Origin of the sequence: Leisingera thetidis (assembly GCF_025857195.1) — a bacterium.
In the GTDB taxonomy this organism is placed as follows: domain Bacteria; phylum Pseudomonadota; class Alphaproteobacteria; order Rhodobacterales; family Rhodobacteraceae; genus Leisingera; species Leisingera thetidis.
The window spans coordinates 3,272,989-3,298,180 of record NZ_CP109787.1; the positions used below are offsets into that span (position 1 = coordinate 3,272,989).

29 protein-coding genes are annotated in these 25,192 nt (G+C 66.3%); 10 read left to right on the top strand and 19 right to left on the bottom strand.

Translation table 11 applies throughout. The annotated features are described in order from the left end of the window. Positions 1–150 precede the first annotated feature (150 nt). Positions 151–873, top strand: a complete 723-nt coding sequence (phbB, locus tag OKQ63_RS15730; protein ID WP_264210987.1) for an acetoacetyl-CoA reductase — start codon at positions 151–153, stop codon at positions 871–873. Between the two features lie 94 nt (positions 874–967). Here the strand turns inward: phbB and OKQ63_RS15735 are convergent, their stop codons facing one another. Next, positions 968–1,117, bottom strand: coding sequence for a hypothetical protein (locus OKQ63_RS15735; protein ID WP_264210988.1), 150 nt, complete (start codon positions 1,115–1,117; stop codon positions 968–970). A 112-nt stretch (positions 1,118–1,229) separates the two neighbouring features. Here OKQ63_RS15735 and OKQ63_RS15740 point away from each other — a divergent pair, with 112 nt between their 5' ends. Together OKQ63_RS15740 and yddG are read left to right on the top strand one after the other, a co-directional pair. Next, positions 1,230–2,177, top strand: coding sequence for a transcriptional regulator GcvA (locus OKQ63_RS15740; RefSeq protein WP_264210989.1), 948 nt, complete (start codon positions 1,230–1,232; stop codon positions 2,175–2,177). Further along, entirely contained in the window at positions 2,174–3,037 is an 864-nt protein-coding gene (gene yddG / locus OKQ63_RS15745; protein WP_264210990.1) for an aromatic amino acid exporter YddG, read from the top strand. The genes OKQ63_RS15740 and yddG overlap by 4 nt, the downstream gene beginning before the upstream one ends. Before the next feature lie 91 nt (positions 3,038–3,128). Here the strand turns inward: yddG and OKQ63_RS15750 are convergent, their stop codons facing one another. The 3 genes from OKQ63_RS15750 to OKQ63_RS15760 form a co-directional block, all read right to left on the bottom strand. Further along, entirely contained in the window at positions 3,129–3,302 is a 174-nt protein-coding gene (locus OKQ63_RS15750) for a YdcH family protein (protein WP_264210991.1), read from the bottom strand. 234 nt (positions 3,303–3,536) lie between these two features. Next, complete coding sequence (locus tag OKQ63_RS15755) at positions 3,537–4,304, bottom strand: tRNA1(Val) (adenine(37)-N6)-methyltransferase (protein WP_264210992.1); 768 nt, start codon at positions 4,302–4,304, stop codon at positions 3,537–3,539. Further along, positions 4,301–4,516, bottom strand: a complete 216-nt coding sequence (locus tag OKQ63_RS15760; RefSeq protein ID WP_264210993.1) for a putative signal transducing protein — start codon at positions 4,514–4,516, stop codon at positions 4,301–4,303. Before OKQ63_RS15760 ends, OKQ63_RS15755 begins: the two co-directional genes overlap by 4 nt. Positions 4,517–4,573: 57 nt before the next feature. Here OKQ63_RS15760 and OKQ63_RS15765 point away from each other — a divergent pair, with 57 nt between their 5' ends. Beyond that, positions 4,574–5,572 (top strand): polyprenyl synthetase family protein, encoded by a 999-nt coding sequence (locus tag OKQ63_RS15765; RefSeq protein ID WP_264210994.1) that lies wholly within the window; start codon positions 4,574–4,576, stop codon positions 5,570–5,572. Positions 5,573–5,750: 178 nt separating this feature from the next. Here OKQ63_RS15765 and OKQ63_RS15770 read toward each other — a convergent pair whose 3' ends face one another. From OKQ63_RS15770 to soxR, 4 genes are all read right to left on the bottom strand, one after another. Beyond that, the gene (locus OKQ63_RS15770) at positions 5,751–6,572 is read right to left on the bottom strand and encodes a 4-(cytidine 5'-diphospho)-2-C-methyl-D-erythritol kinase (protein ID WP_264210995.1); all 822 of its coding nucleotides are present in this window, start codon (positions 6,570–6,572) and stop codon (positions 5,751–5,753) included. Continuing rightward, on the bottom strand, positions 6,562–8,274 hold the full coding sequence (locus tag OKQ63_RS15775; protein ID WP_264210996.1) for a tetratricopeptide repeat protein: 1,713 nt from the start codon (positions 8,272–8,274) through the stop codon (positions 6,562–6,564). Before OKQ63_RS15775 ends, OKQ63_RS15770 begins: the two co-directional genes overlap by 11 nt. 136 nt (positions 8,275–8,410) lie before the next feature. Continuing rightward, positions 8,411–10,060, bottom strand: a complete 1,650-nt coding sequence (locus OKQ63_RS15780; RefSeq protein ID WP_264210997.1) for an electron transfer flavoprotein-ubiquinone oxidoreductase — start codon at positions 10,058–10,060, stop codon at positions 8,411–8,413. Between the two features lie 174 nt (positions 10,061–10,234). Continuing rightward, on the bottom strand, positions 10,235–10,714 hold the full coding sequence (soxR, locus tag OKQ63_RS15785; protein WP_264210998.1) for a redox-sensitive transcriptional activator SoxR: 480 nt from the start codon (positions 10,712–10,714) through the stop codon (positions 10,235–10,237). Positions 10,715–10,809: 95 nt separating this feature from the next. On the opposite strand from soxR, the gene OKQ63_RS15790 reads away from it, so the two are divergent. From OKQ63_RS15790 to OKQ63_RS15800, 3 genes are all read left to right on the top strand, one after another. Continuing rightward, a complete protein-coding gene (locus OKQ63_RS15790) occupies positions 10,810–11,190 on the top strand; it encodes a VOC family protein (protein ID WP_264210999.1) in 381 nt (126 codons plus the stop codon). Positions 11,191–11,440: 250 nt separating this feature from the next. Continuing rightward, positions 11,441–11,911, top strand: coding sequence for a transcription elongation factor GreA (greA, locus tag OKQ63_RS15795; protein WP_264211000.1), 471 nt, complete (start codon positions 11,441–11,443; stop codon positions 11,909–11,911). 21 nt (positions 11,912–11,932) lie between these two features. Beyond that, positions 11,933–12,964 (top strand): hypothetical protein, encoded by a 1,032-nt coding sequence (locus tag OKQ63_RS15800; RefSeq protein WP_264211001.1) that lies wholly within the window; start codon positions 11,933–11,935, stop codon positions 12,962–12,964. Between the two features lie 186 nt (positions 12,965–13,150). Here the strand turns inward: OKQ63_RS15800 and OKQ63_RS15805 are convergent, their stop codons facing one another. The 5 genes from OKQ63_RS15805 to OKQ63_RS15825 are packed head-to-tail and all read right to left on the bottom strand — an operon-like array spanning position 13,151 to position 17,831. Further along, entirely contained in the window at positions 13,151–15,283 is a 2,133-nt protein-coding gene (locus tag OKQ63_RS15805) for a molybdopterin-binding protein (RefSeq protein WP_264211002.1), read from the bottom strand. Then, a complete protein-coding gene (mobB, locus tag OKQ63_RS15810; protein ID WP_264211003.1) occupies positions 15,280–15,771 on the bottom strand; it encodes a molybdopterin-guanine dinucleotide biosynthesis protein B in 492 nt (163 codons plus the stop codon). The genes OKQ63_RS15805 and mobB overlap by 4 nt, the downstream gene beginning before the upstream one ends. Continuing rightward, positions 15,768–16,406 carry a molybdenum cofactor guanylyltransferase MobA gene (gene mobA, locus OKQ63_RS15815; protein ID WP_264211004.1) on the bottom strand — a complete coding sequence of 213 codons (639 nt, stop codon included), beginning with the start codon at positions 16,404–16,406 and terminating at the stop codon, positions 15,768–15,770. The genes mobB and mobA overlap by 4 nt, the downstream gene beginning before the upstream one ends. Then, complete coding sequence (locus tag OKQ63_RS15820) at positions 16,403–16,954, bottom strand: YcxB family protein (protein ID WP_264211005.1); 552 nt, start codon at positions 16,952–16,954, stop codon at positions 16,403–16,405. The genes mobA and OKQ63_RS15820 overlap by 4 nt, the downstream gene beginning before the upstream one ends. Before the next feature lie 4 nt (positions 16,955–16,958). Further along, complete coding sequence (locus tag OKQ63_RS15825; protein ID WP_264213940.1) at positions 16,959–17,831, bottom strand: formate dehydrogenase accessory sulfurtransferase FdhD; 873 nt, start codon at positions 17,829–17,831, stop codon at positions 16,959–16,961. 64 nt (positions 17,832–17,895) lie between these two features. On the opposite strand from OKQ63_RS15825, the gene OKQ63_RS15830 reads away from it, so the two are divergent. Next, complete coding sequence (locus OKQ63_RS15830; RefSeq protein ID WP_264211006.1) at positions 17,896–18,624, top strand: AzlC family ABC transporter permease; 729 nt, start codon at positions 17,896–17,898, stop codon at positions 18,622–18,624. Next, the gene (locus OKQ63_RS15835; protein ID WP_264211007.1) at positions 18,621–18,950 is read left to right on the top strand and encodes an AzlD domain-containing protein; all 330 of its coding nucleotides are present in this window, start codon (positions 18,621–18,623) and stop codon (positions 18,948–18,950) included. Before OKQ63_RS15830 ends, OKQ63_RS15835 begins: the two co-directional genes overlap by 4 nt. Positions 18,951–19,006: 56 nt before the next feature. Here OKQ63_RS15835 and OKQ63_RS15840 read toward each other — a convergent pair whose 3' ends face one another. The 5 genes from OKQ63_RS15840 to OKQ63_RS15860 all read right to left on the bottom strand — a co-directional run bounded on the left by OKQ63_RS15840 (position 19,007) and on the right by OKQ63_RS15860 (position 23,200). Continuing rightward, positions 19,007–19,627 (bottom strand): hypothetical protein, encoded by a 621-nt coding sequence (locus tag OKQ63_RS15840; RefSeq protein ID WP_264211008.1) that lies wholly within the window; start codon positions 19,625–19,627, stop codon positions 19,007–19,009. A gap of 26 nt (positions 19,628–19,653) precedes the next feature. Further along, positions 19,654–19,788, bottom strand: a complete 135-nt coding sequence (locus OKQ63_RS15845) for an aa3-type cytochrome c oxidase subunit IV (protein WP_264211009.1) — start codon at positions 19,786–19,788, stop codon at positions 19,654–19,656. A 180-nt stretch (positions 19,789–19,968) separates the two neighbouring features. Continuing rightward, a complete protein-coding gene (locus OKQ63_RS15850; protein ID WP_264211010.1) occupies positions 19,969–20,421 on the bottom strand; it encodes a DUF6173 family protein in 453 nt (150 codons plus the stop codon). A gap of 24 nt (positions 20,422–20,445) precedes the next feature. Then, complete coding sequence (locus OKQ63_RS15855) at positions 20,446–21,492, bottom strand: MBL fold metallo-hydrolase (RefSeq protein ID WP_264211011.1); 1,047 nt, start codon at positions 21,490–21,492, stop codon at positions 20,446–20,448. Between the two features lie 4 nt (positions 21,493–21,496). Then, the gene (locus OKQ63_RS15860) at positions 21,497–23,200 is read right to left on the bottom strand and encodes an acyl-CoA dehydrogenase (RefSeq protein ID WP_264211012.1); all 1,704 of its coding nucleotides are present in this window, start codon (positions 23,198–23,200) and stop codon (positions 21,497–21,499) included. Positions 23,201–23,341: 141 nt separating this feature from the next. On the opposite strand from OKQ63_RS15860, the gene OKQ63_RS15865 reads away from it, so the two are divergent. After that, entirely contained in the window at positions 23,342–24,292 is a 951-nt protein-coding gene (locus OKQ63_RS15865; protein ID WP_264211013.1) for an L-threonylcarbamoyladenylate synthase, read from the top strand. Positions 24,293–24,519: 227 nt separating this feature from the next. Here OKQ63_RS15865 and OKQ63_RS15870 read toward each other — a convergent pair whose 3' ends face one another. Continuing rightward, positions 24,520–25,077 carry a YqgE/AlgH family protein gene (locus tag OKQ63_RS15870; RefSeq protein WP_264211014.1) on the bottom strand — a complete coding sequence of 186 codons (558 nt, stop codon included), beginning with the start codon at positions 25,075–25,077 and terminating at the stop codon, positions 24,520–24,522. Positions 25,078–25,192: the final 115 nt, after the last annotated feature.

Below are 25,192 nucleotides of genomic sequence, written 5' to 3' on the forward strand. Positions count from 1 at the left end.
GGCGTCCTTTTTCTTTTACATGGCGGGCCTATACTGCAGGTGCGACAATTTTTTCGCGGCATCGCAGAATTTTGCCGCGCAATATTGTTGCGCTTGCATACCGAAAACTGTAGCAAGATTACCAAGATACTATTACTGGAGGATTCTTGAATGGCACGTACTGCACTCGTCACCGGCGGTTCCCGCGGCATCGGCGCAGCAATCTCGCAGGCGCTGAAAGCGCAGGGCTGCACGGTGGCGGCGACCTATGCCGGCAATGACGAAGCCGCGGCAAAATTCACCGAGGAAACCGGCATCAAGACCTACAAGTGGAACGTCGGCAGCTATGAGGACAGCGCCGCCGGCATCGCCAAGGTCGAAGAAGAGCTGGGCCCGATCGACATCGTGGTCGCCAATGCCGGCATCACCCGCGACGCGCCGTTCCACAAGATGACGCCGCAGCAGTGGCAGGAGGTGATCGACACCAACCTGACCGGCGTGTTCAACACCGTGCACCCGGTCTGGCCCGGCATGCGCGAGCGCAAGTTCGGCCGCGTCATCGTGATCTCCTCGATCAACGGCCAGAAGGGCCAGTTCGCGCAGGTGAACTATGCCGCGACCAAGGCCGGCGATCTGGGCATCGTGAAATCGCTGGCCCAGGAAGGCGCGCGCGCCGGCATCACCGCCAACGCGATCTGCCCCGGCTATATCGCCACCGAGATGGTGATGGCGGTGCCGGAAAAAGTGCGTGAATCGATCATCGGCCAGATCCCGGCCGGCCGTCTGGGCGAGCCGGAAGAGATTGCCCGCTGCGTGGCCTTCCTGGCCTCCGACGAGTCGGGCTTCATCAACGGCTCGACGATCTCCGCCAACGGCGCCCAGTTCTTTGTCTGAACCGGGCATCGTCCAGGCGCTTCCCTCAGCCTGAACGGCAAGGGCCGGTCCATCTGGACCGGCCCTTTTCCTATCCCGTAAGTGCCTTGCGCGCCTAGGCCCAGCGGGAAACCCTGGGGCGGAGGGCTGGCACCGGCTTCTTGCCGAACAGCCGGGTCCACACCAGTTTCAGCATCCGGCCACGTTCGGCATGGGCGCGGGCCATGGCAGACTTCACGGCGGCATCAGCAGAATATTCCAGCATTTCAGGCCTCCTTTTCGGATCAGTATCCTTTACCTGCATCCAATATGAGAACTTCCGCGAAAACGCGCAAACGAGACTTTTCAGACCTTCAGTTAAGCTGTACTTGTGTGAAATGCCTGACCGCCTGCCGCCCCTCACCGCTTTGCGCGCCTTTGACGCCGCGGCCCGCCACATGTCCTTTGCCAAGGCGGCGGAGGAGCTGAACGTGACGCCTGCGGCGCTGTCCTTTCAGATCAAATCGCTGGAGGAGCATCTGGGCCAGCCGCTGTTCCGCCGCCTGAACCGCGCGGTGGAGCTGACCGAGGCGGGCCGGACGCTGGCCCCCGGTGCCGATGAAGGGTTCCGCATTCTGAGCCAGGCCTGGCAAAACGCCCGGCGGCTTCTGGACGAGACCACGCTCACCGTCACGGCCGGCCCCGCGCTGACGGCCAAGTGGCTGGCGCCGCGGCTGTTCGAATTTGCCCGCACCCACCCGGAGATCGAGCTGCGGCTCTCCGCCTCTCTCAGGGTGGTGGATTTGCGCCGCGGCGACGTGGATGTGGCCATCCGGTTCGGCGTCTCGGATGATGCGGGGCTTGCGTCTTACGGCACCCGGCCCGATTGGCTGACACCGGTGATGACGCCGGAGCTGCACGAGCAGTTCCCCACCCCGGAGGCGCTGACGAGCGCGCCGCTGATCTTTGACGATTCCCTCGGCAAGGTGGCGCCGGGCTGCGACTGGCCGGCCTGGTTTCAGGCGGCGGGGGTTGCGTTCACCCCCGGCAGCGGCACCCATTTCTCCGCCCCCGATCACGCCATCGACGCCGCCTGCGCGGGCCTTGGCGTTGCGTTGGGACGGCGGCCGCTGATCATCAAGGACGTGCAGGAAGGGCGGCTGGCGGCGCCTTTCAAAATCGCCATCCAGTCAGAGGCGCGGTTCCGCTTCCTGTGCCTGCCGGAGGCCAAGGACCGCCCGCAGATCGCCGCGTTCCGCGACTGGTTCTTTGCGGAAATCGAAAGAACCGCGCATATGTGGGACGATTTCAAAATCATTCCGATCAGGGATCTTCAAACTCCATGACCAGAACCCGTGCAACTGCCATCGGCTTTACCGCTGTCCTGTTGTGGTCGCTGCTGGCGCTTCTGACCGTCGGGTCCGAGCCTGCCCCGCCGCTGCTGCTGAATGCGCTGTGCTTCAGCATCGGCGGCACACTGGGCCTGATCTGGACCGCCGCCGCGGGCAAGCTGGGGCAGCTGCGGCACGTTCCGGTCAGGGTCTATGCCTTTGGCGCGCTTGGCCTGTTCGGCTATCACGCGCTGTATTTCTCGGCGCTGCGCCTTGCCCCCGCGGCCGAGGCCGGTCTGATCGCCTATCTGTGGCCCCTGCTGATCGTGCTGCTCTCCGGCCTGCTGCCCGGCGAGCGGCTGAAAGCCGGTCACCTCATCGGCGCCGCGCTGGGGTTTGCCGGCGCCGCCACCATCATCTCGGGCGGCGGTGCGGGGTTTCAGGCGCAATACCTGCCCGGTTACGGGCTGGCGCTGCTGTGCGCCCTCACGTGGTCGGGCTATTCGGTGCTGTCGCGGCTGGCGGGCGGCGCGCCGACCAGTTCGGTTGCGGTGTTCTGCCTGGCGGCGGCCATTGCCTCCTGGGGGCTGCATTTTGCGCTGGAGGAGACGGTGTGGCCCGCGGGCGCGCCGGGCTGGGCGTCGGCCCTGCTGCTGGGCCTCGGCCCCGTCGGGCTGGCGTTCTACGTCTGGGATATCGGCGTCAAGCAGGGCGACATCCAGATGCTCGGCACCAGCTCTTATGCGGCGCCCTTGCTGTCGACGCTGATCCTGGTGCTGGCGGGCATTGCCGCGGCCACCTGGGGGCTGGCGCTGGCGGCGGCGCTGATCACCGGCGGCGCGCTGATTGCCGCCCGGGCCAGCGCCGCGCGGTGATGTTTCCGGTTGGCCGATGCGGAAAATGAAAGAGGGCCGCCACAACGGGCTGGCCCTCCGGATGTTCGCCGGGCATCCCCGGCTGGAACCTTCAGACTGCTTCGGCAGTCAGGCGCTCAATCTCTTCCTTCAGCTTGAGCTTTTGCTTCTTCATTGATGCGATTTCCAACCCGTCGGTACTGAGTGACCTTTGGGCCTGCTCCACTTCCATGCTCAGATGCTCGTGCTTCTTCTTAAGTTCGGTCAGATGCGAGCTGAGGCTCATGGCAACCCTCCTTCTTTGAGCTAGATGTGTTGGACATTAAGAGTGGACCACAAGTTTCCGCGTCTGTCACGCTGCAGCCGCAGTATTTTTGTCATGAAATTTTCATATCGGCCATGCGCCGCGCATTTTGCCGCAGGCGGCGGCGCATTCCGGCAGAAACCGCCCGCAAACGTATCCGCAATGATTGAATCCCGGGGCTTCTGCCCCTATGTTTGCGCGGCTGCAGAGTCCGGCCTATCCGGGCCAGGGAAGGGCCGCTCCTTCGCGCAGAACCGCGCGGATTTCCGGCCGGTAGCTCTCGCCGTCCCGCTCGTGCCCGGCGCCTTCATGCAGAATCAGCGGCGCATGCAGCCGGAAGCCGGCCCGACCGCCCTTGCGGGCGCGCAGGATCACCAGCTCCGCTTGCCGCCCGCCGCGCGGGGCCAGCGGCAGCACTTCAGCCGAGCCGAGCCTGCCGCTGCAGGCCGCCAGCATATCCGGCAGCCGGTCCGCGCGCTGGATCATATGCAGGTAACCCTTCGGCGCCAGCCGGCGGGCGGCAGTGCATATCCAGTCCGCCAGCGGCGTCTCCTCTCCCAGCGCCACCTGCCGCCCGGCATCGCGGGCCCGGCTGTGGGCCCCGGCCTTGTAATAGGGTGGATTGGCGATGACGTGGTGGAACTGGCGCTGCTTCAGCGCGGCGGGCAGGGTTGCAAGATCGGCCCCGAACACCTCGATGCCCTGCCTGTTGGCCGCAGCGTTTTTCCGCGCCAGATCCGCATAAGACGGCTGCAGCTCCACCCCGGCCAGGATCAGCCCCGGCACCCGCGCCGCAAGGCACAGCAGCGCCTGGCCCGCGCCGCAGCCCAGCTCCAGCACCGCCTCCCCTGCCCGCGCAGGCACCGCTGCCGCCAGCAGCACAGGGTCCACCCCGGCGCGGTAGCCCTGCAACGGCTGCCACAGCTGCACCCTGCCGCCGAGAAAGCCGTCGCAGCTCAGCTCCTCTTCCTGAAAGCCGGTCATCGTCCCAGCGGGATTTCATTGTCGCGCATCACCACCAGCGCGTCCTCGTAATCACCGGCGCGAACCATCAGACGGCGCGGGAAAATTCCGATACTGCCTTCCAGGACGCTCATATTTACGTCCATTTGAAAGCAGTCTATATCCTCACCCTCAAGAAGGGCGGAGGCAAAGGCGATGATCGTCGGATCGGTGCTGCGCAAAAGCTCTTTCATGGGGATGGATCTAAGGGCAAGGCCCGCGCCTTGTCGAGCCTTGCGAGCGGGAAAGTGATGGACAAAGTGATGACACAGAAGCCGCATGAAATGCTGGCCGCCACGTTGAGCCAGGATCTGGTTGCGGTGAACGAACTGATCCGCACCCGGATGGCGTCCAGACACGCGCCGCGCATTCCCGAAGTGACCGCGCATCTGGTCGAAGCCGGCGGCAAGCGTCTGCGCCCGATGCTGACCCTGGCGGCGGCCAGGATGTGCGGCTATCAGGGCAACCATCACCTGAAACTGGCGGCCACGGTGGAGTTCATCCACACCGCGACCCTGCTGCATGACGACGTGGTGGACGAGAGCACCCAGCGGCGCGGCCGCCCTACCGCCAACCTGCTGTGGGACAACAAGAGCTCGGTGCTGGTCGGCGACTACCTGTTTGCCCGCAGCTTCCAGCTGATGGTCGAGACCGGCTCCCTGCGGGTGCTGGACATTCTTGCCAATGCCTCGGCCACCATTGCCGAGGGCGAGGTGCTGCAGATGACCGCGGCGTCGAACCTGAAAACGGACGAGGACATCTATCTGCAGGTGGTGCGCGGCAAGACCGCGGCGCTGTTCTCGGCCGCGACCGAGGTGGGCGGGGTGATTGCCGGGGCGTCCGAGGAGCAGGTGAAGGCGCTGTTCGATTACGGTGACGCGCTGGGGATCGCCTTTCAGATCGCGGATGACCTGCTGGACTACCAGGGCGACAGCAAGGCAACCGGCAAGAACGTCGGCGACGATTTCCGCGAGCGCAAGCTGACCCTGCCGGTGATCAAGGCGGTGGCGCAGGCGACGGATGAGGAGCGCGCCTTCTGGACCCGCACCATCGAGAAGGGCAAGCAGCAGGACGGCGACCTGGAGCAGGCGCTGGCGCTGATGGCGAAATACGGCACCCTGGAGGCGACGCGGCAGGATGCGCTGGCGTGGGCCGCCAAGGCACGCACTGCGCTGCAGGTGCTGCCCGAGCACGAGATCCGCGGCATGCTGAGCGATCTGGCCGACTACGTGGTGGCACGGCTGAACTGACGGGATTTTGAGGGGCGCTGCCCCTCGCGCCTTTGGCGCTCACCCCGGAGTATTTTTGACAAAGAAGAAGCAGGGCGGCGGCGCGCCGTACGCCAGCGCGGCGCGCGGCCCAACGGCGGGCAAGCATCCGTGATGCGCCGTGCCGCGGGCGGGAGCCTTCGGTCCGCGGAGTTGCGGGTCAGGTCAGGGTTACCGCGCTGCACCACCAATCGGGATGTTCCGCGCTGATCTCATAGGCCGCCATATGGGCGGCCTTTTTCGTGGGGTAGAGCGCAAAGCAGGTGGCGCCGGAGCCGGACATGCGGGCCAGCAGCGCCCCGCGCGAGCTGCGCAGATCCGCGAGGGTTCTATCGATCACCGGGGCCAGCGCCAGCGCCGGGGCTTCGAGGTCATTGCGCTGCTCCTTCAGCCAGGCGGCGCAGTCTTCGGCGGAGGCGAAGGGGGGGATGTCCTGCGGCATCGGCGGGCTGGCGCGGCTGGCGAGCGCGGAAAACACCGGCCCCGTGGGCACATGCGCGCCGGGATTGACCAGCAGCGCATGCAGCGGCGGCAGCTCCGCCGGCGTGACCTGTTCGCCGATCCCCTGCATCCGTGACGCCCGGGCGGCCATGCAGACCGGCACGTCGGCGCCAAGCGAGAGCGGCAGAGCATCCGGTATTCGGCTGCCCTGCCCCGCGGCCGCGCGCAGAACGGCGGCCGCATCGGAGGATCCGCCGCCGATGCCGGCCCCGTGCGGCAGCTGCTTGGAGAGGCGGATGCGTCCGGTCCAGCCCGCCCCGGCGGCGGCTTTCCACACCAGGTTGCGGTGATCGGCAGGCACGCCTTCGGCAAACAGGCCGGAGACCTCCAGCGCCAGTCCGGAGCCGGGGTCAAGCTGCAGCCGGTCGCCGGCATCGGCAAAGACCACCAGCGAATCCAGCAGGTGATAGCCGTCAGCGCGGCGGCCGGTCACATGCAGGGTCAGATTGATCTTGGCCGGCGCAAAGACCTCAGCCGCCATTGGCGACCTTCAGGGGTTCGGCGCCTTCCTCGGCCAGCACCGCGTCCAGGCCGATTGCCAGCTTGCGGCGGATGCGTTCGGGATCGGCCTCGCCGTCGGTGTCTTCCGGGTCGATGAAGGACAGCGCCCGCTTCCACTGGAATTCCGCCTCGCGGGACCGGCCCACGGCCCAGTAGACGTCGCCGAGGTGGTCGTTGACCACCGGGTCCACCGGCATCAGTTCCACCGCGCGCTCCATATGCGCCACCGCCTCGTCAAACTGGCCCATGCGGTAGAGCACCCAGCCCAGGGAGTCGACGATATAGCCGGAGTCGGGGCGCGCTGCGACCGCGCGTTCGATCATGTCCAGCGCTTCGTCCAGCTTGCTGTTCTTTTCCACCAGCGAATAGCCCAGGTAATTCAGCACCTGCGGCCGGTCCGGGTCCAAGTCCAGCGAGGCGCGGAAGTCGGCCTCGGCCTGCTCCCATTGATCCAGCCGCTCGTGGCAGATGCCGCGGGCATAAAGCAGGAACCAGCGGCTGCCGTCCTCCGCGGGCGTGTTTGCCAGCGCCTTGTCATAGGCGCCCGCGGCGCCTGCGTAATTCTCCTGCTGGCGCAGCAGGTCGCCGAGGCTGACGTAGACGCCGGGCTGGTCCGGGAATTCGCGGGCCAGCTGTTCCAGCACTTCGATCGCCGCATCCGGCTTGGCGGCACGGCGCAGCGCCTCGGCGCGGCCCATTTCCGCCGCGTGGTAATCGGGGTGGCCGCCGGGCACCTGCTTGTAGGTGGCAACCGACAGCTCGTAGCGGCCAAGCTGGTCCAGCAGTCCGGCGCTCAGCAGGATCGCATCGACATGGTCCGGACGGAGCGAGGCGGCCATGCGGGCATACATCAGCACATAATCGTTGGCGGTATCGCCATTCAGCGCCGAGCCGAGCGTGTAGAAGACCTCGGCAATGCCCTCCAGCGGGCCGGGCGCGATGGTATAGGCAAGCGTCTCTCCGGCTGCGAGCTGCGCATCCAATGCCTCAAGCCCGGGGTCGAGGCGGCTGCCGAAGGCCGCCTGCAGCGCCGCGCGGGCCTCGTCGTTGCGGCCCAGCTGCGACAGGATCTGAATCCGCGCCACTGCAGCGCGGCGGCTGAGCGTCGCGAGGCGCCCGTCCTCGGCCGCAAACAGCGCCTCGGCGCCGCCGTAATCCCCGGCAGAGGCCAGTGCCAGTGCCCGGTGGTACAGCACGAAGGGCCGCAGGCTGCCATCCTCGGCCAGCCCGTCAAAGCTCTTGAGCGCGCTTGACACCGATCCGGCGCCGATATGCGCCCAGCCTTCCAGCAGCCCGTCCACCAGCGGATGGATCGCCTCGCGTTCAAGATCGCGGTCCAGGATCGCCTGGAACTCGCCCTTGGCGGCGCGGCCGCCCGCGATGACGATATTGGCCACCTGGCTGCGCGCACCGGTCTGCAGCAGCCGTTCAGCCACCGGCACCGCCAGATCGGCCTTGCCCATGGCGAGCTGCGCAAACACCACGTTTTCCATCAGCAGCGGGTTCTGCGGGTCGCGCGCCAGCGCCTGGGTGTAATAAAGCGCCGCCGCGGCAAAATCGCTGTCATAGGTCGCCGCCCGCCCGGCCAGGTAGGACCCGGCCAGCCCTCCGGCCTGAGCGGCGGAAGCGGAGGCGGCAACCAGGGCCGCACAGGTCAGGCTGCGAAGAATGGATACGGGCACGCGGGACCCCCTTGCGAATGACTGCTCTTGCTTTTCCATGAAAGGGTAGTGCGCCGGCCGTCAACACGCAATGGGGCGGCCCGGGAGCCGCCCCATAAAATCCGGCGAAAGCACGCCGAAGATCTGAATTTTCCGATCACATGTTCGGGTAGTTCGGCCCGTCGCCGCCCTGCGGCGTGGTCCAGGTGATGTTCTGGGCCGGATCCTTGATGTCGCAGGTCTTGCAGTGGACGCAGTTCTGGAAGTTGATGACGAACTCCGGCTGGCCGTCCTTTTCCACCACCTCGTAGACGCCGGCCGGGCAGTAGCGCTGCGCCGGTTCGGCGAATTTCGGCAGGTTGACCCGGATCGGGGTGTCCGCATTGCCCAGGCGCAGGTGGCAGGGCTGGCTTTCCTCGTGGTTGGTCATCGAGAAGCTGACGTTGGTCAGCCGGTCGAAGGACAGCACGCCGTCGGGCTTGGGATAGTCGATCACCTTGTGCTTGGAGGCTTCCTCGGTCGCCTCGGCGTCGTTCTTGCCGTGGCCCAGGGTGCCGAAGAAGGAGAAGCCCAGGAGGTTGTTGGTCCACATGTCCAGGCCGCCGAAGGCCAGCGAGGCGGTGAGGCCCCACTTGGACCACATCGGCTTGACGTTGCGGACCATCTTGAGGTCCTTGCCGATGGCACCGCCGCGCACGTCGGCCTCATAAGCCGCCAGCTCATCCCCCGAACGCTCGGCCCGGATGGCGTCAAAGGCGGCTTCGGCCGCGGCCTTGCCGGACAGCATCGCGTTGTGGTTGCCCTTGATGCGCGGCACGTTGACCATGCCCGCCGAGCAGCCCAGCAGCGCCACGCCGGGGGCCACCAGTTTCGGCATCGACTGCCAGCCGCCTTCGGTGATCGCGCGGGCGCCGTAGGCCACGCGCTTGCCGCCCTTCAGCAGCTCTGCCACCACCGGGTGGTGCTTGAAGCGCTGGAATTCCATGTAGGGGAACAGGTGCGGGTTCTTGTAGTTCAGATGCACCACGAAGCCGACATAGACCTGGTTGTTGTCCAGGTGGTAGATGAAGGAGCCGCCGCCCGCGTTCTTGCCCAGCGGCCAGCCCATGGTATGGGTGACGGTGCCTTCCTTGTGCTTGGCCGGGTCGATCTCCCAGATCTCTTTCATGCCGATGCCGTATTTCTGCGGCTCCTTGCCATCGGACAGGCCGTATTTGGCGATCACTTCCTTGGACAGCGAGCCGCGCACGCCTTCGCCGAGGAAGACGTATTTGCCGTGCAGCTCCATGCCGGGCTCATAGGCCGGGCCGGGGGTGCCGTCGGGGTTCCTGCCGAACTCGCCGGCCACCACGCCCTTCACTTCGCCGTTGTCGCCATAGACCAGCTCAGAACACGCCATGCCCGGGAAGATCTCGACGCCCAGCTCCTCGGCCTGCTCCGCCATCCAGCGGCAGACGTTGCCCATGGAGACGATGTAGTTGCCGTGGTTGTTCATCAGGGGCGGCATCGGGAAGTTGGGGATGCGGACGTGGCCGGCTTCGCCCAGCATCAGGAAGTTGTCTTCCTTGACCTCGACGTTCAGCGGCGCGCCCTTTTCCTTCCAGTCCGGCATCAGCGCGTTCAGGCCGCAGGGGTCCAGCACCGCGCCCGACAGGATGTGCGCGCCCACTTCCGAGCCCTTTTCCAGGACCACGACCTGCAGGTCGGCGTCCAGCTGTTTCAGGCGGATGGCCGCGGACAGGCCGGCAGGGCCGGCCCCGACGATCACCACGTCGTATTCCATCGCTTCGCGTTCAATCTCGGCCATTTACGGCGCTCCTTGGCTTTCTGTTCGCTACCGGCCCCGCCACAAAGTCGTATGCGGGCGCAATTTTGTGTCGCGGCTGCTTAGCGTTTGGCAGGCCTTCCGGTCAATCCAAACTCCGCGTCAAACACCTGTAAAACAGGCAACTGAGACAAAAAGTGCGTCCATTATCGTCATTCAAGGACCATTTTCCGCCGCAGCATCTGTCTCAGGCCGGTCTCCCATCAGATATCTGGGTCCCTGCCCCTTTTGTGCGGCCCGGTCTTCGGGGTTGTACAGTTTGCAATTCGGAAGCGATAGACAGCCGCAGCCTATGCAGCCGTCCAGATTGTCGCGCAGCCTGACCAGGGTGTCGATTCGCTGGTCGAGGTGGGCGCGGAAATTCTCCGATATCCGCGCCCAGTCTTCCCTTGTCGGGGTCCGCCTGCCCGGCAGGCTTTTCAGGAAGCCGCGGATCTCCGGCAGGGAAAAGCCGAACTGCTGGGCAATCATGATGAAACTGAGCCGCCGGATGTCGGCCCGGTGGAACCGCCGCTGCCCGCCCGCGTTGCGCCAGGGCTCCACCAAACCCTGCGCCTCGTAATAGCGGATGGCGGACACCGCGAGCCCGGTGCGTTCAGCCAGATAGCCGATGGAAATCCCGGCGGATGAGGGCATGGCAGCCTCCCTGAAAAATCTCTTGAGCTAAAGTTAGGTTTAGGAATTACGGTGAGTCGCATCAACAGGTATGCTCGGGCAAAAGGAGATTTCCGATGAGCGCAGTTCTGGAACATGCAAATGTCACCGTGGCCGACCCCAATGCCACCGCCGCCTGGATGCAGGAGGTGTTCGGCTGGCATGTGCGCTGGCAGGGCGAGGCCAAGAATGGCGGCTACACCGTGCATGTGGGGGAGGAGGCCAGCTATCTGGCGCTCTACACGCCGCGCACGCCCGCCGGCAAAGCGCCGGAAAGCTATGGCATCGTTGGCGGGCTGAACCATCTGGCGGTGATCGTAGAGGATCTGGACGCCACGGAAGCCGCGGTGAAGGCCGCCGGCTTCACACCGATGAACCACGGCGACTATGAACCGGGCCACCGCTTCTACTTCCATGATGAGAACGGCATCGAATACGAGGCGGTGCAATATGATTGACCGGATGCGGCAGGCCGCCCGGCCACAGCTGCCGCAACGTGGCATTTTTCCGCGCAATCCTGTGGAAAACCCGGGCAATCCGCCTGCTTAGGCGGAATTGCGTGCCAGGAAGCCCCGCGCCCACTTGAAATCGGGTGCAGGATTGGGTCAGGTATTTGTCAACCGGACCGGAGGCCCCGCGGCACATGCTGCGGGGCTCCGGTTTTCCTACTGACAAGAACAAAGCAAAAAAGCGACCTGGACCAATCACATGGAAAAGATCCCGATGACCCCGGCGGGCCACGCCGCGCTGGAAAGCGAACTGAAGACCCTGAAATCCGTCGAACGCCCGGCCATCATCCAGGCGATCGCCGAAGCCCGCGAACTGGGCGACCTGTCGGAAAACGCCGAGTACCATTCGGCGCGCGAAAAGCAGTCCTTCATCGAAGGCCGCATCAAGGAGCTGGAAGGCATCCTGTCGCTGGCCGATGTGATCAACCCGGCGAAACTGTCCGGCGCCATCAAGTTCGGCGCCCGGGTGACCGTGGTGGACGAGGACACCGACGAGGAAAAGACCTGGCAGATCGTCGGCGAGCATGAGGCCAACATCGAGGCGGGCCTGCTGAACATCAAATCGCCGATCGCGCGCGCCTTGATCGGCAAGGACGAAGGCGACAGTGTGGAAGTGCGCACGCCCGGCGGCGAGCGCGCCTATGAGATCCTCAAGATCGTCTATTCCTGATCCGCAAAGCAGCGAGTGTTCATGACAGGCTCCAGCAGCAGTCCCGGCACCAGTCCGACCCCCGGCGGCAGCCGTCCGTTGAGGGGCCTCGACGGACCTGACGGCAATGGATTGGGCGGGGCTGAGCTGGCGGCCATCGGCCTGGGCGCGCTGTGGCTGCTGGCGGCGGCAGGGCTTTATCTGTTTGCCCCGGAGGATGCCGGGCTGGCGCAATGGACCGATCTGATCACCGGCATCCTGGCGCTGGTGCTGCCGCTGGCCATGCTCTGGGTTGCGGCTTCTGCCGCGCGCTCGGCGCGGGTGATGCGGGAAGAGAGCGAACAGCTGCAGGCCGCCATCGACGGGCTGCGCCAGACCTACCTGATCCAGGCCCAGCAGCACGCGGCGGTGGCCGAACCTTCGGTGGCCAAGCGGCTGGACGAGATCGCCGAGGCGACCCGCAAGACCGAAACCGCGCTGGCCACCTTCCACACCAGCCGCCGCAATCCCGCCCGCCCGGCGATTCCCGCCGAGGCGGCCGAGCTGACCGCCGCCGGACAGGGCTCTCTGGCTCTGGGCACCCAGGCCGAGGACGCCGCACCGCCGCTGCCCGCGGAACAGTTCATCCGCGCCCTGAATTTCCCGGAAACGGCAGAGGACGCCGAGGGTTTTGCCGCCCTGCGCGCGGCGCTGCGCGACCGCAAGACGGCCCAGGTGATCCAGGCCGCGCAGGATGTGCTCACCCTGCTCAGCCAGGACGGCATCTACATGGACGACCTGCGCCCCGACATGGCCCGTCCCGAAATCTGGCGCCAGTTCGGCCAAGGGGCCCGCGGCCGCGCGGTGGCCGCGCTTGGCGGCGTGCGCGACCGGACCTCGCTGGCGCTGACCGCGGCCCGGATGAAGCAGGATCCGATCTTCCGCGACGCCGCGCACCATTTCCTGCGCCGTTTCGACCAGATGTTTTCCGATTTTGAAACCGAGGCCACCGACAGCGAGATATCCGCTCTCGGCAACACCCGCACCGCCCGCGCGTTCATGCTGCTGGGCCGGGTGGCCGGAACCTTCGACTGACAGGGCGGCCCCGAGCGGCCGCAGCCTCCCCTCCCGGCGGCAAATCCGCCTGCCGGGCCGCGGGACGCGGGTATGTCAGGCAAGAGGAAGGCCTGCTGCGGCGGCGCGCCGTGCGCCAGCGCGGCGCCGGGCCCAACGGCGGGCCAGCATCCGCGATGCGCAGATCCGCGGGCGGGAGCGCCCCGTTCACATGGCGAAACTGCCGTAGGGAATGAAACGCACCGGGTCGCCCGGCCTGACATGGGCGGGCCCGTCGGCCAGTTCCACCAGCCCTTCGGCCCAGCTGAGGCCGCTGATGCGGCCGGAGCCTTCGGATTGGAACACCTCTGCCCTGCCGCCGCGCACCCGCGCCCGCAGGTACTCGCGGCGGCCCGGCTTCTTGCGCTTTTCAAAGGCCGCCGGAACCTCGAACCCCTGCGGCTCCCTCCAGCCCGCGCCCGCCATCAGCCCCATCGCGGGCCGGGCAAAGATCAGCGTGCAGACCAGCGCGGCCACCGGGTTGCCCGGCAGCCCGAACACCGGCGTGCCCTGCCACATGCCCAGCGCCAGCGGGCGGCCCGGCTTCAGCGCGATGCGCCATTCCTGCATCGCGCCCGCCTCGCGCAGCAGCGCCGACATGTGGTCCTCGTCGCCTGCCGAGGCGCCGCCAGAGGTCAGGATCACATCCGTCTGCACCGCCGCGGCATCCAGCCGTGCGCGCAGGTCGGCGCGGTCATCGGCGGCCTTGCCCAGATCCACCGGCACAAAGCCCAGCTGCCGGATCAGCGCCAGCAGCATCGGCCGGTTGGCGTCAAAGATCTGCCCGTCCGCCGCAGGCTCCCCCGCCTCCACCAGCTCATCCCCGGTGGAGAGCACGCCGGCGCGCAGCGGCAGCCGCACCGCCAGTTCCGCCAGCCCGGTGGCAGAGGCCAGCGCCAGATCCGCCGGTGTGACCACCCGGCCGGCCGGCAGGATCACGCTGCCGGCGCCGGCATCCTCGCCTGCCCTGCGGGTGTTCGCCCCCTGTTTCAGCGGGCCGTTGAAGGCGATCTGCGCGCCGTCGGTGCGGACGTCCTCCTCGAGGAGCACCGTGTCCACCCCGTCGGGCAGCGCCGCACCGGTCAGCACGCGGATGGCGCTGCCTGCAGGCACGGTTGCGTCATGGGGAACGCCCGCCGCCGCCCGGCCCGGCACCAGAGGCAGCACATGCGGCCCCGCGCCCCGGCCGCCGGCAAAGCCATAGCCGTCCACCGCCGTGTTCGGCTGCGGCGGATTGGAGCGCCTGGCCACCGCATCCTCTGCCAGCACCCGGCCAAGGGCGTCCGCCAGCGGCACGGTTTCGGCACCGGTGACCGGCCCCAGCCGGTCCTTCAGCAACGCCAGCGCGTCGTCCACCGGCGTCCAGTCGACGCCCGCAGGCAGGGCAAAGCAATCGTTGCTGAGCGGCGGCGGTGTCAGCCCCGCCGGCTCATCCGAGGCCAGAGCGTTCAAGCGGTCTTCATATCCGGTTCCCAAAATCCAAGCCTCCTCTCGGGCTTCCTCAGGTACAGCGGCCAGCATTGCGGCAATTTCTTCCGCCGGCAGACGGCTGAGCGCCTGCGACAAGAGACGCATCTGCACCCGGTCACGTATTTCTTCCGGGCCGGCAGCAGCCATGGCGGCCCTGACCGCGGGTTCAATCAATCCTGGCCAAACTTCTGCAAACACAATTTGCGCATCCGCAATCTTTTCGAAAGGCCAGACAGCGGCGTTGTGCCGGAGCCGCAACCGCTGCAGGACCGGCAGCCCCATGAGGACCTGGCTGCCTGCCGTCGGGTTGAAGAACAGTTGAAAACAGGACGAAGACGCCTTGGCCGCCAGATCCGCGCTGCGCCGTTCTGCAACGTCCTCATAGGTTATACCTGCCTTGCGGTAGGGAATGTCCGGCCAGTTTGTCTCGTTTGGCTTTCCCCAGAACGGACCGGCGCCGGCAAACAGCCGGTTCATTGCAGAGGCAACGTCGAACCGGTTGTTGCTGCCGTCCTCAGCGTCTTCGATACGCTCTTCCAACCACTGCCACAGAGCAAAGGGGTTATCCAACCCGGTGATCCGGCGCGCGAATCCGCGCGGATAACCGAAAGGAAAATCAAAAACCGCCAGCACCCTCCGCCCCGCAGCCTGTTCCTCACCAAGGAAGCTGCAGAGCCACATCTCAGCCTCCTGCCGGCTGCGGCAGTAGATCTGCTGTCCGGCGGTTCCGCCGCGCGCCACTCCGATCCAAATCGCATCCTTGCTTTTGCGCCGGGGCCTGCGCTTGGCGGCGGACCAGTCGACGGCCAGAATGGTGTCAAAACAGCTCACAAATCCAGCTCGGCCAGAATGAAATCCGCAATCGCGGCCGTGTCATCCAGATCGAGCACCGGACGGTCCAGGTCCAGCGGGGTGTCGCTGGCAACCGCCCGGATGGTCTGATCCCCCGGCGCGATCAGCTGCGTGCCGGCCGCGTGCCGGTGCGCCTCGATCTTGGGGTGGCGCTCGCGCTTGTAGCCTTCGGCCAGCACCAGATCGACCGGGCTGAGCCGCGCCAGCAGGTCCGCCAGCGGCGGTTCCGCCGCGCCGCGCAGCTCCTGCATGATCGCCACGCGGCCCGCGGAAGCCAGCACCACCTCGGACGCGCCCGCGGCGCGGTGGCGGTAGCTGTCGGTGCCGGGCTGATCCACATCAACGCCGTGATGGGCGTGCTTGATGGTGGAAACGGTCACCCCTCGGGCGGTGATCTCGGCCACCAGCCGCTCCATCAGCCCGGTCTTGCCGTTGTTCTTCCAGCCGGTGACGCCGTAGATCTTCATGCCAGCAGCGCCTCGGCGCGGGCCAGATCCTCGGGCGTGTTGATGTTGAAGAAGGGGTCAAAGGGGTCCGCGCCGAACAGCGCCTCGCGGCCGCCGTGCCGGTCGGTCCATAGCACCACCTTGCGCAGGCCGTCATTCAAGGCAGCGCGCAGGTCCTCGCGCAGGGCAACGGGCCAAAGGCCGAAGGCCGGGTGCCGGTTCACGCGTTTGCCGCCGCCGGATTTCAGCGCCTCGTCGCCGGTGCGCGGGGTGGTTGCCATTACCAGCGGATGATCCATGCCCTCTGCCGCGGCGGTCAGCCGCGCGACCAGATCGGCCGGAAAGAACGGTGTGTCTGCGGCGGCGGTGACGATGGTGTCCGCGCCCTGCTCTGCCGCCCAATCGAGGCCCGCGAGCACACCCGCCAAGGGGCCGGCGAAGCCTTCGATGGAGTCGGCAATGACCGCCAGGCCCAGATCGGCGAACCGCTCCGGGTCGCCATTTGCGTTGAGCGCTAGGCCCGAGACCTGCGGCGACAGCCGGTCCACCACGCGGGACAGGAGGCTCTGGCCGCCGACCAGCAGCCGCCCCTTGTCACCGCCGCCCATCCGGGTGGCGAGACCGCCTGCGAGGATTACGCCGAGGGGTGGGGTCATGAAGCAGCTCCTTGGTTTCTCCAACCTTCTACTGACTTGAGAACATCGCTTGCCTTGGTTTCGCCAAGCGCTCTCTTAGGAAGCACATAGGAAAATGCACCTGCGTAAAAGAATATTGCGTCCCGGTCATCCATCACCTTTTCGATGGCAGGCCAAGACACACTCCATTTTACATTTGAGCCACTCATCTCGAGCCCATCAGACGACAGGTCGAAGTTCATGTTGCCCTTATAGATCGGCGACCAGAGCATCCGCCTTACGTGAAGCGCCAGTTTAAATCGAGCAGACAGCTTCGTCACCAAAAATGCCAGCAGCACTCCGAAAAGCGGCACGACGGTCCTCGGCATCTCAGACGATACGTTAATGAACCGAAGTAATACCTTCGCCAAGACTATCATTCCCAAAGCGAAAATAGCGCCCTCGAGCACTCCTATTCCAAAACCCAACCAGTAACTGCTTCGATTGGAAGCGCTTCGCGGGCACTTGCGCATCGCCCGTATCATTACTTTTTCATCAATTGGTTCAAATGATTGAAAGTGATAGTTCAAAACTCTACTCCGCACTCTTCCGACGGTGTTTCTTCTCTTCCACCGGCGCGTCCTTGGGGTCCATGTCCCGCACCAGCCGCTCCTCGCCCGAGAGGCAGATAAACCGCTGGCCGCGCATCCGGCCGATCAGGGTCAGGCCCACTTCCCGCGCGATCTCCACGCCCCAAGCGGTGAAGCCCGACCGGGACGCCAGCACCGGGATGCCCATCATCGCGGTCTTGATCACCATTTCCGAGGTCAGCCGCCCGGTGGTGTAGAGGATCTTGTCCGCGGGTTCCGCCTGCTCCGACAGCACCCAGCCGGCGATCTTGTCCACCGCGTTGTGGCGGCCGACGTCCTCCATATAGACCAGCGGGCGGTCCTGATGGCACAGAACGGTGCCGTGGATGGCGCCGGCCTCGAGATACAGGGAGGGCGTGCGGTTGATCTTATGCGCCAGCGCATAGAGCCAGGAGGTGCGGACCTCCAGTTCCGGCAGGCGCACGTCCTCCAGCCCCTCCATCATGTCGCCGAAGACAGTGCCCACGGCGCAGCCGGAGGTGCGGGTCTTCTTCTTCAGCTTTTCCTCGTGGCTGGTTTCGACCGCGGTGCGCACCACCACGGTTTCCAGATCCTCGTCGTAATCGACGCCGGTGACCTCATCCCCGTCGCGCAGCATGCCCTGATTGCGCAGGAACCCCAGCGCGAGGTATTCGGGATAGTCGCCGATGGTCATGGCGGTGACGATTTCCTGCGAATTCAGGAAGATGGTCAGCGGGCGCTCCTCGACCACGGCGATTTCGCTGGCCTCGCCGTTCTGGTCGACGCCGGTCACCGCCCGCGTCAGCCGCGGGTTGGAGACGCCGGGCGCGATCAGATATTCTTCTGTGATATCCATACTCACCAATTGCATTCCTTCTGCGTCCGCCTTAGGCCGGGTGCACGCAATCTAGGACGCGCAGATGGCAATCACCACCACCAAATCGGCCTTCTGGCAGGGGTTTCGCGACAGCGCCCCCTTCATTTTCATGGCCTCGCCCTTCGGCTTCCTGTTCGGGGTGCTGGCGGCGGAGGCCGGGCTGATCGTGCCCGAGGCCTTCGGCTTTTCGCTGGCGGTGTTCGCCGGGGCGGCCCAGTTCACCGCGCTGCAGCTGATGCAGGAGAACGCGCCCTTGATCATCATCCTGGTCTCGGCGCTGGCGGTGAACCTGCGGATGGCGATGTATTCCGCCTCACTGACGCCCTATCTGGGCGATGCGCCGATGTGGCAGCGGGCTTTGGCCGCCTATTTTATCGTCGATCAGTCCTATGCGCTGTCGATTGTCAAATTCGAAAACGAGCCCCGGCTGCCCGCGCCGCAGCGGATGGCCTATTTCTTTGGCACCAACGGCATCATCGCGCCGGTCTGGGTGATGGCCACCGCGCTGGGGGCGCTGGTGGGCACCCGCATCCCCGACAGCTGGGGCGTCGATTTCGTGCTGCCGCTGGCGTTTCTGGCAATGATCGGGCCGATGCTTCGGACCCCGGCCCACGTCGCCGCCTGTTTCGTGGCGGTGGCCGCCTCGCTGCCGGCCGCGGCCCTGCCCTATAACCTGGGGCTGATCGCGGCCGGAATCGCAGGCATGATCGCCGGCGCGCAGGCCGAGCTGTGGCTGGAACGGCAGCGCGCCAAGACGGAGGCAGCAGAATGAGTGGCATCCCCGCCGTGATCCTCTGGACCGTGATCCTGGGGCTGGCCCTTGGCAGCTTTGGCCTGCGGTTCGTTTTCATCGGTTTCATGGGCGGCAAGCCCATCGCGCCCTGGCTGATGCGGCACCTGCGCTATACCGCAGTGGCGATCATCCCGGCCCTGGTGGCGCCGCTGGTGGTCTGGCCTGTGCCCACGGACGGCGTGCCCAGCCTGATGCACATCGCAGCCGCGGCCGCGACTTTTGCCGCCGGCTATCTGACCAGGAACGTGCTCATTGGCCTGGGCACCGGCGGTCTTGCGCTGGTGCTGCTGTATCTTGCGGCGTAAGGCTCCGCGCCGGGCGGGCGCCTGCGCGGCGTCTGCGGCTTGATGCCGGGCGGGAGCTATTCCGGGGCGGCGCTCAGGTCTGCGTCGCTCTTGGCGAGCCCCGCCTGCAGATCGGCGCTGTCGTTCTCGTAGTAACGCTCGGTCACGACTCCCGGCAGCCGGCCGAATTGCTCTGCCAGCTTCTCCGGATAGAAGGTGCGGTCCAGACTCTCGAATCCGGGGATCTGCTGCAGGATTCCGATTGTGGCCTGGGCACAGTAGGCCCCCGGCACGCGGCCGTTGGTCACTGCCAGCCGGTAGGCCTTCTGCGCCTGTTCCGGTGTCACTTCGACCCGCTGCACCACCACGTGGTAGGTGCTGCGGGCGTGCGCCCCGCGATAGGCTTTCTCCACCGCCGGGGTGATGCCGTAGAGCACATCGTTGCGTTCCGGCACGACGGAGGCATAGAACGAGCCCGCCGGATCGAAGATCACCCGCTCGGAGGCGTTGATCATCAGCGACGCATGGCCGCCGCGCCCGGTGCGGTTGTTGATCATGGTGTAAAGGGTGAGCGCGGCCGGGCCGGGCTGGCGGTAGGCCACCCGTGCCAGCGTGCCGGCATCCGCATTGGGCTGCTGAGGCGCCGCGCAGCCCGCAAGCGCGAGCAGCACCGCGCCAAGGCACAGAAGATTACGCAAAGCGCCTGCCCCCCCTGGTCCGGCAATCAGGTGGCAAAAACCGCCAGGAACAGGGCAAAGAAGATCAGGACAATGCAGGAACGGGTGATGAAGGTCAGGAAACCTGCATAGACCTTTTCCTGAACGGTGGTGTCCATGGTGCCGTGCTGATGTTCAGCCATGTGAGTTATCCCTCGGATTCAGGTGCATTTTGCCGGTGATTACTGGATTTGCCCTGCGCTGTCACCACGTCATTAAAGCGCATCGGGGTAAAATTTCCCTGACATTGCGTCCCGGCGCCGCCGCACAGGCATGTTCTGCCCGCGGCAGGCCGAATCGCCGCCCTGCGCGGGCAGCCTGCGTCAGCCCCGTTCCAGATCCGACGCCAGCCGGAAGCCGATCCGGTTGGCCGGCGCCTCCTGCCGCGCCTTGGGCACCGCCCGCAGCATCACGTTCAGCTGGCTCACATGCTGCACCAGCTGGGTGCGCGCGCCAGCGCCCTCGCTGCCATAGAAGGTGATGATGTCGGGATCGTAATAGCCCATGCCTTCGATCCGGAGCACCCCCGCATTGCCGCCGGCAAAGCCCATTGCCACCTCGTGCTCGGCGTCCAGCTGCTGCTCGAAGTTCTGGATGTAGAGGATCAGCCGCTCATAGGCCCAGCGCGCCGGGCTTTTGGCCGCGTCCTGCCGCTGCAGCTTCTCCGGCACCTTGGTCAGCCCGGCACAGGCCTCGGGGTCGGCGTGGACCTCATGCACACAAGGCAGCACCGCCGCTTCGGCCGCCTCGGCGCTGGTTGAAATCTCGTTGTCCATGCTTCCCCCTTCTGCCGGGGTGCATCACCCCTTGCGCTGATAAAGCCAGGCGCCGTCTTCGCGTTTCCAGCGGTCCACCCGGCCGGTGTGGTACAGATGATTTACATGGGCCACGGATTCGACCAGTGCAAGCCCGTACTCCCCTTCGCCGATTGTGCGCTTGAACAGCGGCGCAAAGCAATCGGCAGCTGTCCGCGGCTCGGACAGGTGATCCAGAAGCCGTTCCAGCGCGCCGTGATGATTGCCGATCAGCTGCTGCATCCGCAAGGGCAGCCGGGTGAACGGCAGCTTGTGCCCGCCCAGCGCCAGGTGATCGGGCCGCGCCAGCGTGGACAGCCGCTCGCAGGACTCCAGCCATTCGCCCAAGGGGTCCGCCATCGGTTCGGTCGCGTAGACGCCGATATTGGGGCTGATGGTCGACAGGATCTGATCGCCGGTGATCACCAGATTGTCATCGCGGCTCCAGAAGGTCGCGTGCTCGGGCGCATGGCCGTTGCCGGTATGCACGTCCCAGTCGCGCCCGCCCATGCGGATCACGCCGCCCTGCTTGATGCGGGTAAAGCCCAGCGGCATCGGATGCACGGTGTCGGCAAAGTTGAAGGGCCGGCCGCCGGCCCGGTTGTCATAAAAGGCCTTGTCCATGCCCGCACTGCGGTAATAGGCGAGGGTTTCCTCCGGCCAGACCTCCTGCACGTCCAGCGTCAGCATCCGGGCAAACAGCCAGGCGGTGCGGGTGGTGACCAGCTCGGCGCCGTGTTCACTCTGGAACCAGCCCGCAAGGCCGATGTGATCCGGGTGGTGGTGTGTGCCCACAACGCGCCGCACCGGCTTGCCCTGCAACGGGCCCGCCATCAGGCTGTCCCAGATCGCGCGGCTCTTGCGGGTGTTGAAGCCGGTGTCGATCACCGTCCAGCCATCGCCGTCATCCAGCGCATAGATATTGACGTGGTCGAGCTTCATCGGCAGCGGCTGGCGCATCCACAGGACGCCTTCGGCCACTTCAATGGCTTCGCCCTGTGCAGGCGGTTCCTCCCAAGGGGTGCGGGGCGAGACGTCGGGGATATCCGTCACCGTCTCAGCCCGCCAGCTCGTCGAGGCTGAGGGCAAAGGTTCCTGCAGCGCCAGCCTGCGCATGGGCCAGCAGGCTGCCATGTTCGGGCAGCATCCGGGTGATGTAGAACCGCGCCAGCTTCTCGCGCGGGCCGCCCTGATCCGCCATTGCTGCGGCCAGGTGGTAATGGCCGCCCAGCACCCGGGCAAAGGCCCGCAGGTACGGCACCGAACCGGCAAAGCGGTCCTGCATGTCCTCCTGCGCCACCAGCCATTCGGTGGCCTCGCGCAGGGATTCACAGGCCTGCCAGACGGATTCAGCCATATTCGGATGGGTGGAACGGGCGCGTTCCGCCTGGTCCTCGATCTCGTCGATCAGGCCAAAGGCCATTTCGCCGCCATCCATCATCTTGCGCGCCACCAGATCCATCGACTGAATGCCGTTGGTGCCCTCGTAGATCGCCGTCACCCGCACGTCGCGGTAATACTGCGCAGCGCCGGATTCCTCGATGAAGCCCATGCCGCCATGCACCTGCACCCCGGTCTCGGACACCCGGATGCCGGTATCGGTGCCAAAGGCCTTGGCGATCGGCGTCAGGAAGGCTGCGCGCGACGCCCAGCTGCTGTCGCCGGTGGCGGTCTGCATGTCGATTGCCTGGGCACAGGCCAGCAGGATCGCGCGGGCGGCAAACAGATCCGCCTTCATCTCCATCAGCATCCGGCGCACATCGGCATGGTCGGCAATGAACCCGCTGGCGCTGCGGCCCTGCTTGCGCTCCAGCGCATAACCCAGCGCATGCTGATAGGCGCCCTCGCCCGCACCAACGCCCTGCCCGCCCACGCCGAGGCGGGCGTTGTTCATCATGGTGAACATCGCCGCCATGCCGCCATGTTCCTCGCCCACCAGCCAGCCGGTGGCGCCGTCATACTGCATCACGCAGGTGGGGGAGCCGTGCAGCCCCATCTTGTGCTCCAGGCTGACCACCTTCAGGTCATTGGCCGTGCCCGGATTGCCATCCGCATCCGGCAGGAATTTCGGCACCAGGAACAGCGAAATCCCCTTGGTCCCCGGCGCCCCGTCCGGCAGCCGCGCCAGCACCAGGTGGCAGATATTGCCGCAGAAATCATTGTCGCCCCAGGAAATGAAGATCTTCTGGCCGCTGACCGCATAGGTGCCATCGCCGTTCGGCACCGCCTTGGAGCTGAGCGCGCCCACATCCGAACCCGCCTGCGGTTCTGTCAGGTTCATGGTGCCGGACCATTCGCCGGAAATCAGCCTGGGCAGGTACAGGTCCTTGATCGCGTCCGAGGCGTGATGCTCCAGCGCCTCGATCTGGCCCTGGCTCATCAAGGGCGCCAGCTGCAGCGACAGGCAGGCGCCCGCCATCATCTCGTTGACCGCGGTGGCCACCGTCAGCGGCAGCCCCATGCCGCCTTGCTCTTCCGGTGCGCACATGCCGATCCAGCCGCCCTCCGCGATGGCCTTGAAGCCATCGCCATAACCGGGCGAAGTGCGCAGCACGCCGTTTTCCAGATAGGCCGGCGTCAGGTCGCCGTTGCGCTGCAAGGGGGCCATCACTTCGCCGCACATCTTGCCCGCCTCGTTGAGGATGGCGCTCACGACATCCGCGGTGGCCTCGGAGAACCGGTCTGTGGCCGCGACGGCGTCATAGCCAACAACGTGGTTCAGCAGAAATTCATACTCGGGAACGGGGGCACGGAAGGTCATGGGCGTCCTTTTGCGGTCTTTCGGGGGCGTCCTGGCGCGGGCAGTCTTGGCTTCCCGGCACGGGCCTATTATGGTCAGTGGCTTGACCGATTACCTAATCGGACGCCTATATCAATCAACCAAAACGCCGCGTCACCCGGAATGCCCCAGCAAAACACCGAAATTCTTGCCGCCACGGCAACCGGCATTGCCCGTGCCGCGCAGCTGTTGCGGCAGGGTGAGCTGGTCTCCTTCCCCACCGAAACCGTCTATGGCCTTGGCGCCGATGCCCGCCAGGGCGCGTCAGTGGCGGCAATCTACGAGGCCAAGGGGCGTCCGTCCTTCAACCCGCTGATTGCTCATCTGCATTCGGCAGAAGCGGCGCAGCGCTATGTGGTGTGGAACGCGACGGCCGAGACGCTGGCGCAGGCGTTCTGGCCCGGCCCGCTGACGCTTGTCCTGCCGCTGCGCGACGGCCACGGGATCTCGCCGCTGGTGACCGCCGGGCTGGACACCCTGGGCGTGCGGGTGCCCGCCCATCCGGCCGGCCAGGCCTTGCTGCAGGCGCTGGACGGTCCGGTGGCCGCCCCTTCGGCCAATCCCTCCGGCAGGATCAGCCCGACCACGGCGGCGCATGTGCGGGCCGGGCTGGGCGGGCGTATCGCCGCGATCCTGGACGATGGCGCCTGCGGTGTCGGGCTGGAGTCGGCAATCATCGGCCTGGCCGGACCGGAACCGGTGCTGCTGCGCCCCGGCGGGCTGGCGGCGGAACAGATCGAGGCGGTGCTGGGCCGCAAGCTGGCGCAGCGCGATGCCGGCGATCCGCTGACCGCTCCCGGCCAGCTGCTGTCGCATTACGCCCCCGGCGCCCCGGTCAGGCTGAACGCCGCAAAGCCTGGCGGCGGCGAGCTCTATCTCGGTTTCGGCCCCGGCGACTGCGACCTGAACCTGTCGCGGGACGCTGACCTGGCGGAAGCGGCGGCCAATCTATTCGGCCACCTGCACCGGCTGGACGCACTTGGCAAACCCATCGCCGTCGCCCCGGTCCCGGATCACGGTCTGGGAGAGGCCATCAACGACCGCCTCCGCCGCGCCGCCGCACCGCGGGACTGAACCCCGGCCAGAGAGCGCCCGCCTTTTGGCCCCCCTCGCATAGAGATGCCAAACCGCAAAGTCACACCCTTGCCCGCCGCAGCTGCGGATCTTCTTTCTGGTCCGGAAAACTCCCGCCGGAGGCGCGCCGTGCGCAGCACGGCGCCGGACCCAACCTTTTTACAGTCATCTTCGATGATTGGAACAAAGGGCGGGAGCCCCCGGTGCCCACATATCCGGCCTGCCGTTCACGCGTGGCCCGCGCTGGCCGAAAGCGTCAAGGGATCCACCCCCAGCGTCTTCAGCGCCGCGCCCCATTTGCTGTCATCCGCCAGGCCGAAAACCAGCTCCGGGCTGGCCTCCGCCGTCAGCCAGCCGTTCATCGCAATCTCCGATTCCAGCTGCCCGGGGCCCCAGCCGGCATAGCCCAGCAGCACCAGAAGCTGCTCCGGCCCCTGCCCCAGCGCGATGTCCTCGAGAATGTCCAGCGTCGCGGTCATCGAAAACCCGCCCGGCACCTTCAGCGAGCTCACGTCCGATTCGTAGTCCGGCGTGTGCAGCACAAAGCCGCGCTGGGTCTCCACCGGCCCGCCGAACCGCACCGGCAGGGCCGCTGCCGCGCTGCCGTCGCCGCCCATGTCCAGCTGCTCCAGCAGATCGCCCAGCGCCACCCCGTCCGCAGGCTTGTTGACGATGAGGCCCATCGCCCCCTCATCGCCGTGCGAACACAGGAATATCACCGAGTGCTCGAACCGGGGGTCGCCAATTCCGGGCATTGCAATCAAGAGCTTGCCAGTCAGATCCATGAAATTCCGTCTTTCTGCTGCCTCCCCCCACCATGACGTTCCCCCGCCCCGCGCGCAAGGGGCGCATCGGTGCAGCCCGGCAGCGCATTCGGCAAAATTACCGCAAACGCAGGGT

Coding starts and splice junctions, on each gene's coding strand:
- OKQ63_RS15770 (WP_264210995.1), bottom strand. CDS start 6,572: ATGGCGGCTGAGGTCTTTGCGCCGGCCAAGATCAATCTGACCCTGCAT.
- OKQ63_RS15780 (WP_264210997.1), bottom strand. CDS start 10,060: ATGGCCGAGATTGAACGCGAAGCGATGGAATACGACGTGGTGATCGTC.
- OKQ63_RS15740 (WP_264210989.1), top strand. CDS start 1,230: ATGCCTGACCGCCTGCCGCCCCTCACCGCTTTGCGCGCCTTTGACGCC.
- OKQ63_RS15850 (WP_264211010.1), bottom strand. CDS start 20,421: ATGGACAACGAGATTTCAACCAGCGCCGAGGCGGCCGAAGCGGCGGTG.
- OKQ63_RS15835 (WP_264211007.1), top strand. CDS start 18,621: ATGAGTGGCATCCCCGCCGTGATCCTCTGGACCGTGATCCTGGGGCTG.
- OKQ63_RS15755 (WP_264210992.1), bottom strand. CDS start 4,304: ATGACCGGCTTTCAGGAAGAGGAGCTGAGCTGCGACGGCTTTCTCGGC.
- soxR (WP_264210998.1), bottom strand. CDS start 10,714: ATGCCCTCATCCGCCGGGATTTCCATCGGCTATCTGGCTGAACGCACC.
- OKQ63_RS15790 (WP_264210999.1), top strand. CDS start 10,810: ATGAGCGCAGTTCTGGAACATGCAAATGTCACCGTGGCCGACCCCAAT.
- OKQ63_RS15735 (WP_264210988.1), bottom strand. CDS start 1,117: ATGCTGGAATATTCTGCTGATGCCGCCGTGAAGTCTGCCATGGCCCGC.
- OKQ63_RS15865 (WP_264211013.1), top strand. CDS start 23,342: ATGCCCCAGCAAAACACCGAAATTCTTGCCGCCACGGCAACCGGCATT.
- OKQ63_RS15750 (WP_264210991.1), bottom strand. CDS start 3,302: ATGAGCCTCAGCTCGCATCTGACCGAACTTAAGAAGAAGCACGAGCAT.
- OKQ63_RS15870 (WP_264211014.1), bottom strand. CDS start 25,077: ATGGATCTGACTGGCAAGCTCTTGATTGCAATGCCCGGAATTGGCGAC.
- mobB (WP_264211003.1), bottom strand. CDS start 15,771: ATGAAGATCTACGGCGTCACCGGCTGGAAGAACAACGGCAAGACCGGG.
- OKQ63_RS15860 (WP_264211012.1), bottom strand. CDS start 23,200: ATGACCTTCCGTGCCCCCGTTCCCGAGTATGAATTTCTGCTGAACCAC.
- OKQ63_RS15825 (WP_264213940.1), bottom strand. CDS start 17,831: ATGGATATCACAGAAGAATATCTGATCGCGCCCGGCGTCTCCAACCCG.
- OKQ63_RS15765 (WP_264210994.1), top strand. CDS start 4,574: ATGGACAAAGTGATGACACAGAAGCCGCATGAAATGCTGGCCGCCACG.
- OKQ63_RS15845 (WP_264211009.1), bottom strand. CDS start 19,788: ATGGCTGAACATCAGCACGGCACCATGGACACCACCGTTCAGGAAAAG.
- OKQ63_RS15800 (WP_264211001.1), top strand. CDS start 11,933: ATGACAGGCTCCAGCAGCAGTCCCGGCACCAGTCCGACCCCCGGCGGC.
- OKQ63_RS15830 (WP_264211006.1), top strand. CDS start 17,896: ATGGCAATCACCACCACCAAATCGGCCTTCTGGCAGGGGTTTCGCGAC.
- OKQ63_RS15760 (WP_264210993.1), bottom strand. CDS start 4,516: ATGAAAGAGCTTTTGCGCAGCACCGATCCGACGATCATCGCCTTTGCC.
- yddG (WP_264210990.1), top strand. CDS start 2,174: ATGACCAGAACCCGTGCAACTGCCATCGGCTTTACCGCTGTCCTGTTG.
- mobA (WP_264211004.1), bottom strand. CDS start 16,406: ATGACCCCACCCCTCGGCGTAATCCTCGCAGGCGGTCTCGCCACCCGG.
- greA (WP_264211000.1), top strand. CDS start 11,441: ATGGAAAAGATCCCGATGACCCCGGCGGGCCACGCCGCGCTGGAAAGC.
- phbB (WP_264210987.1), top strand. CDS start 151: ATGGCACGTACTGCACTCGTCACCGGCGGTTCCCGCGGCATCGGCGCA.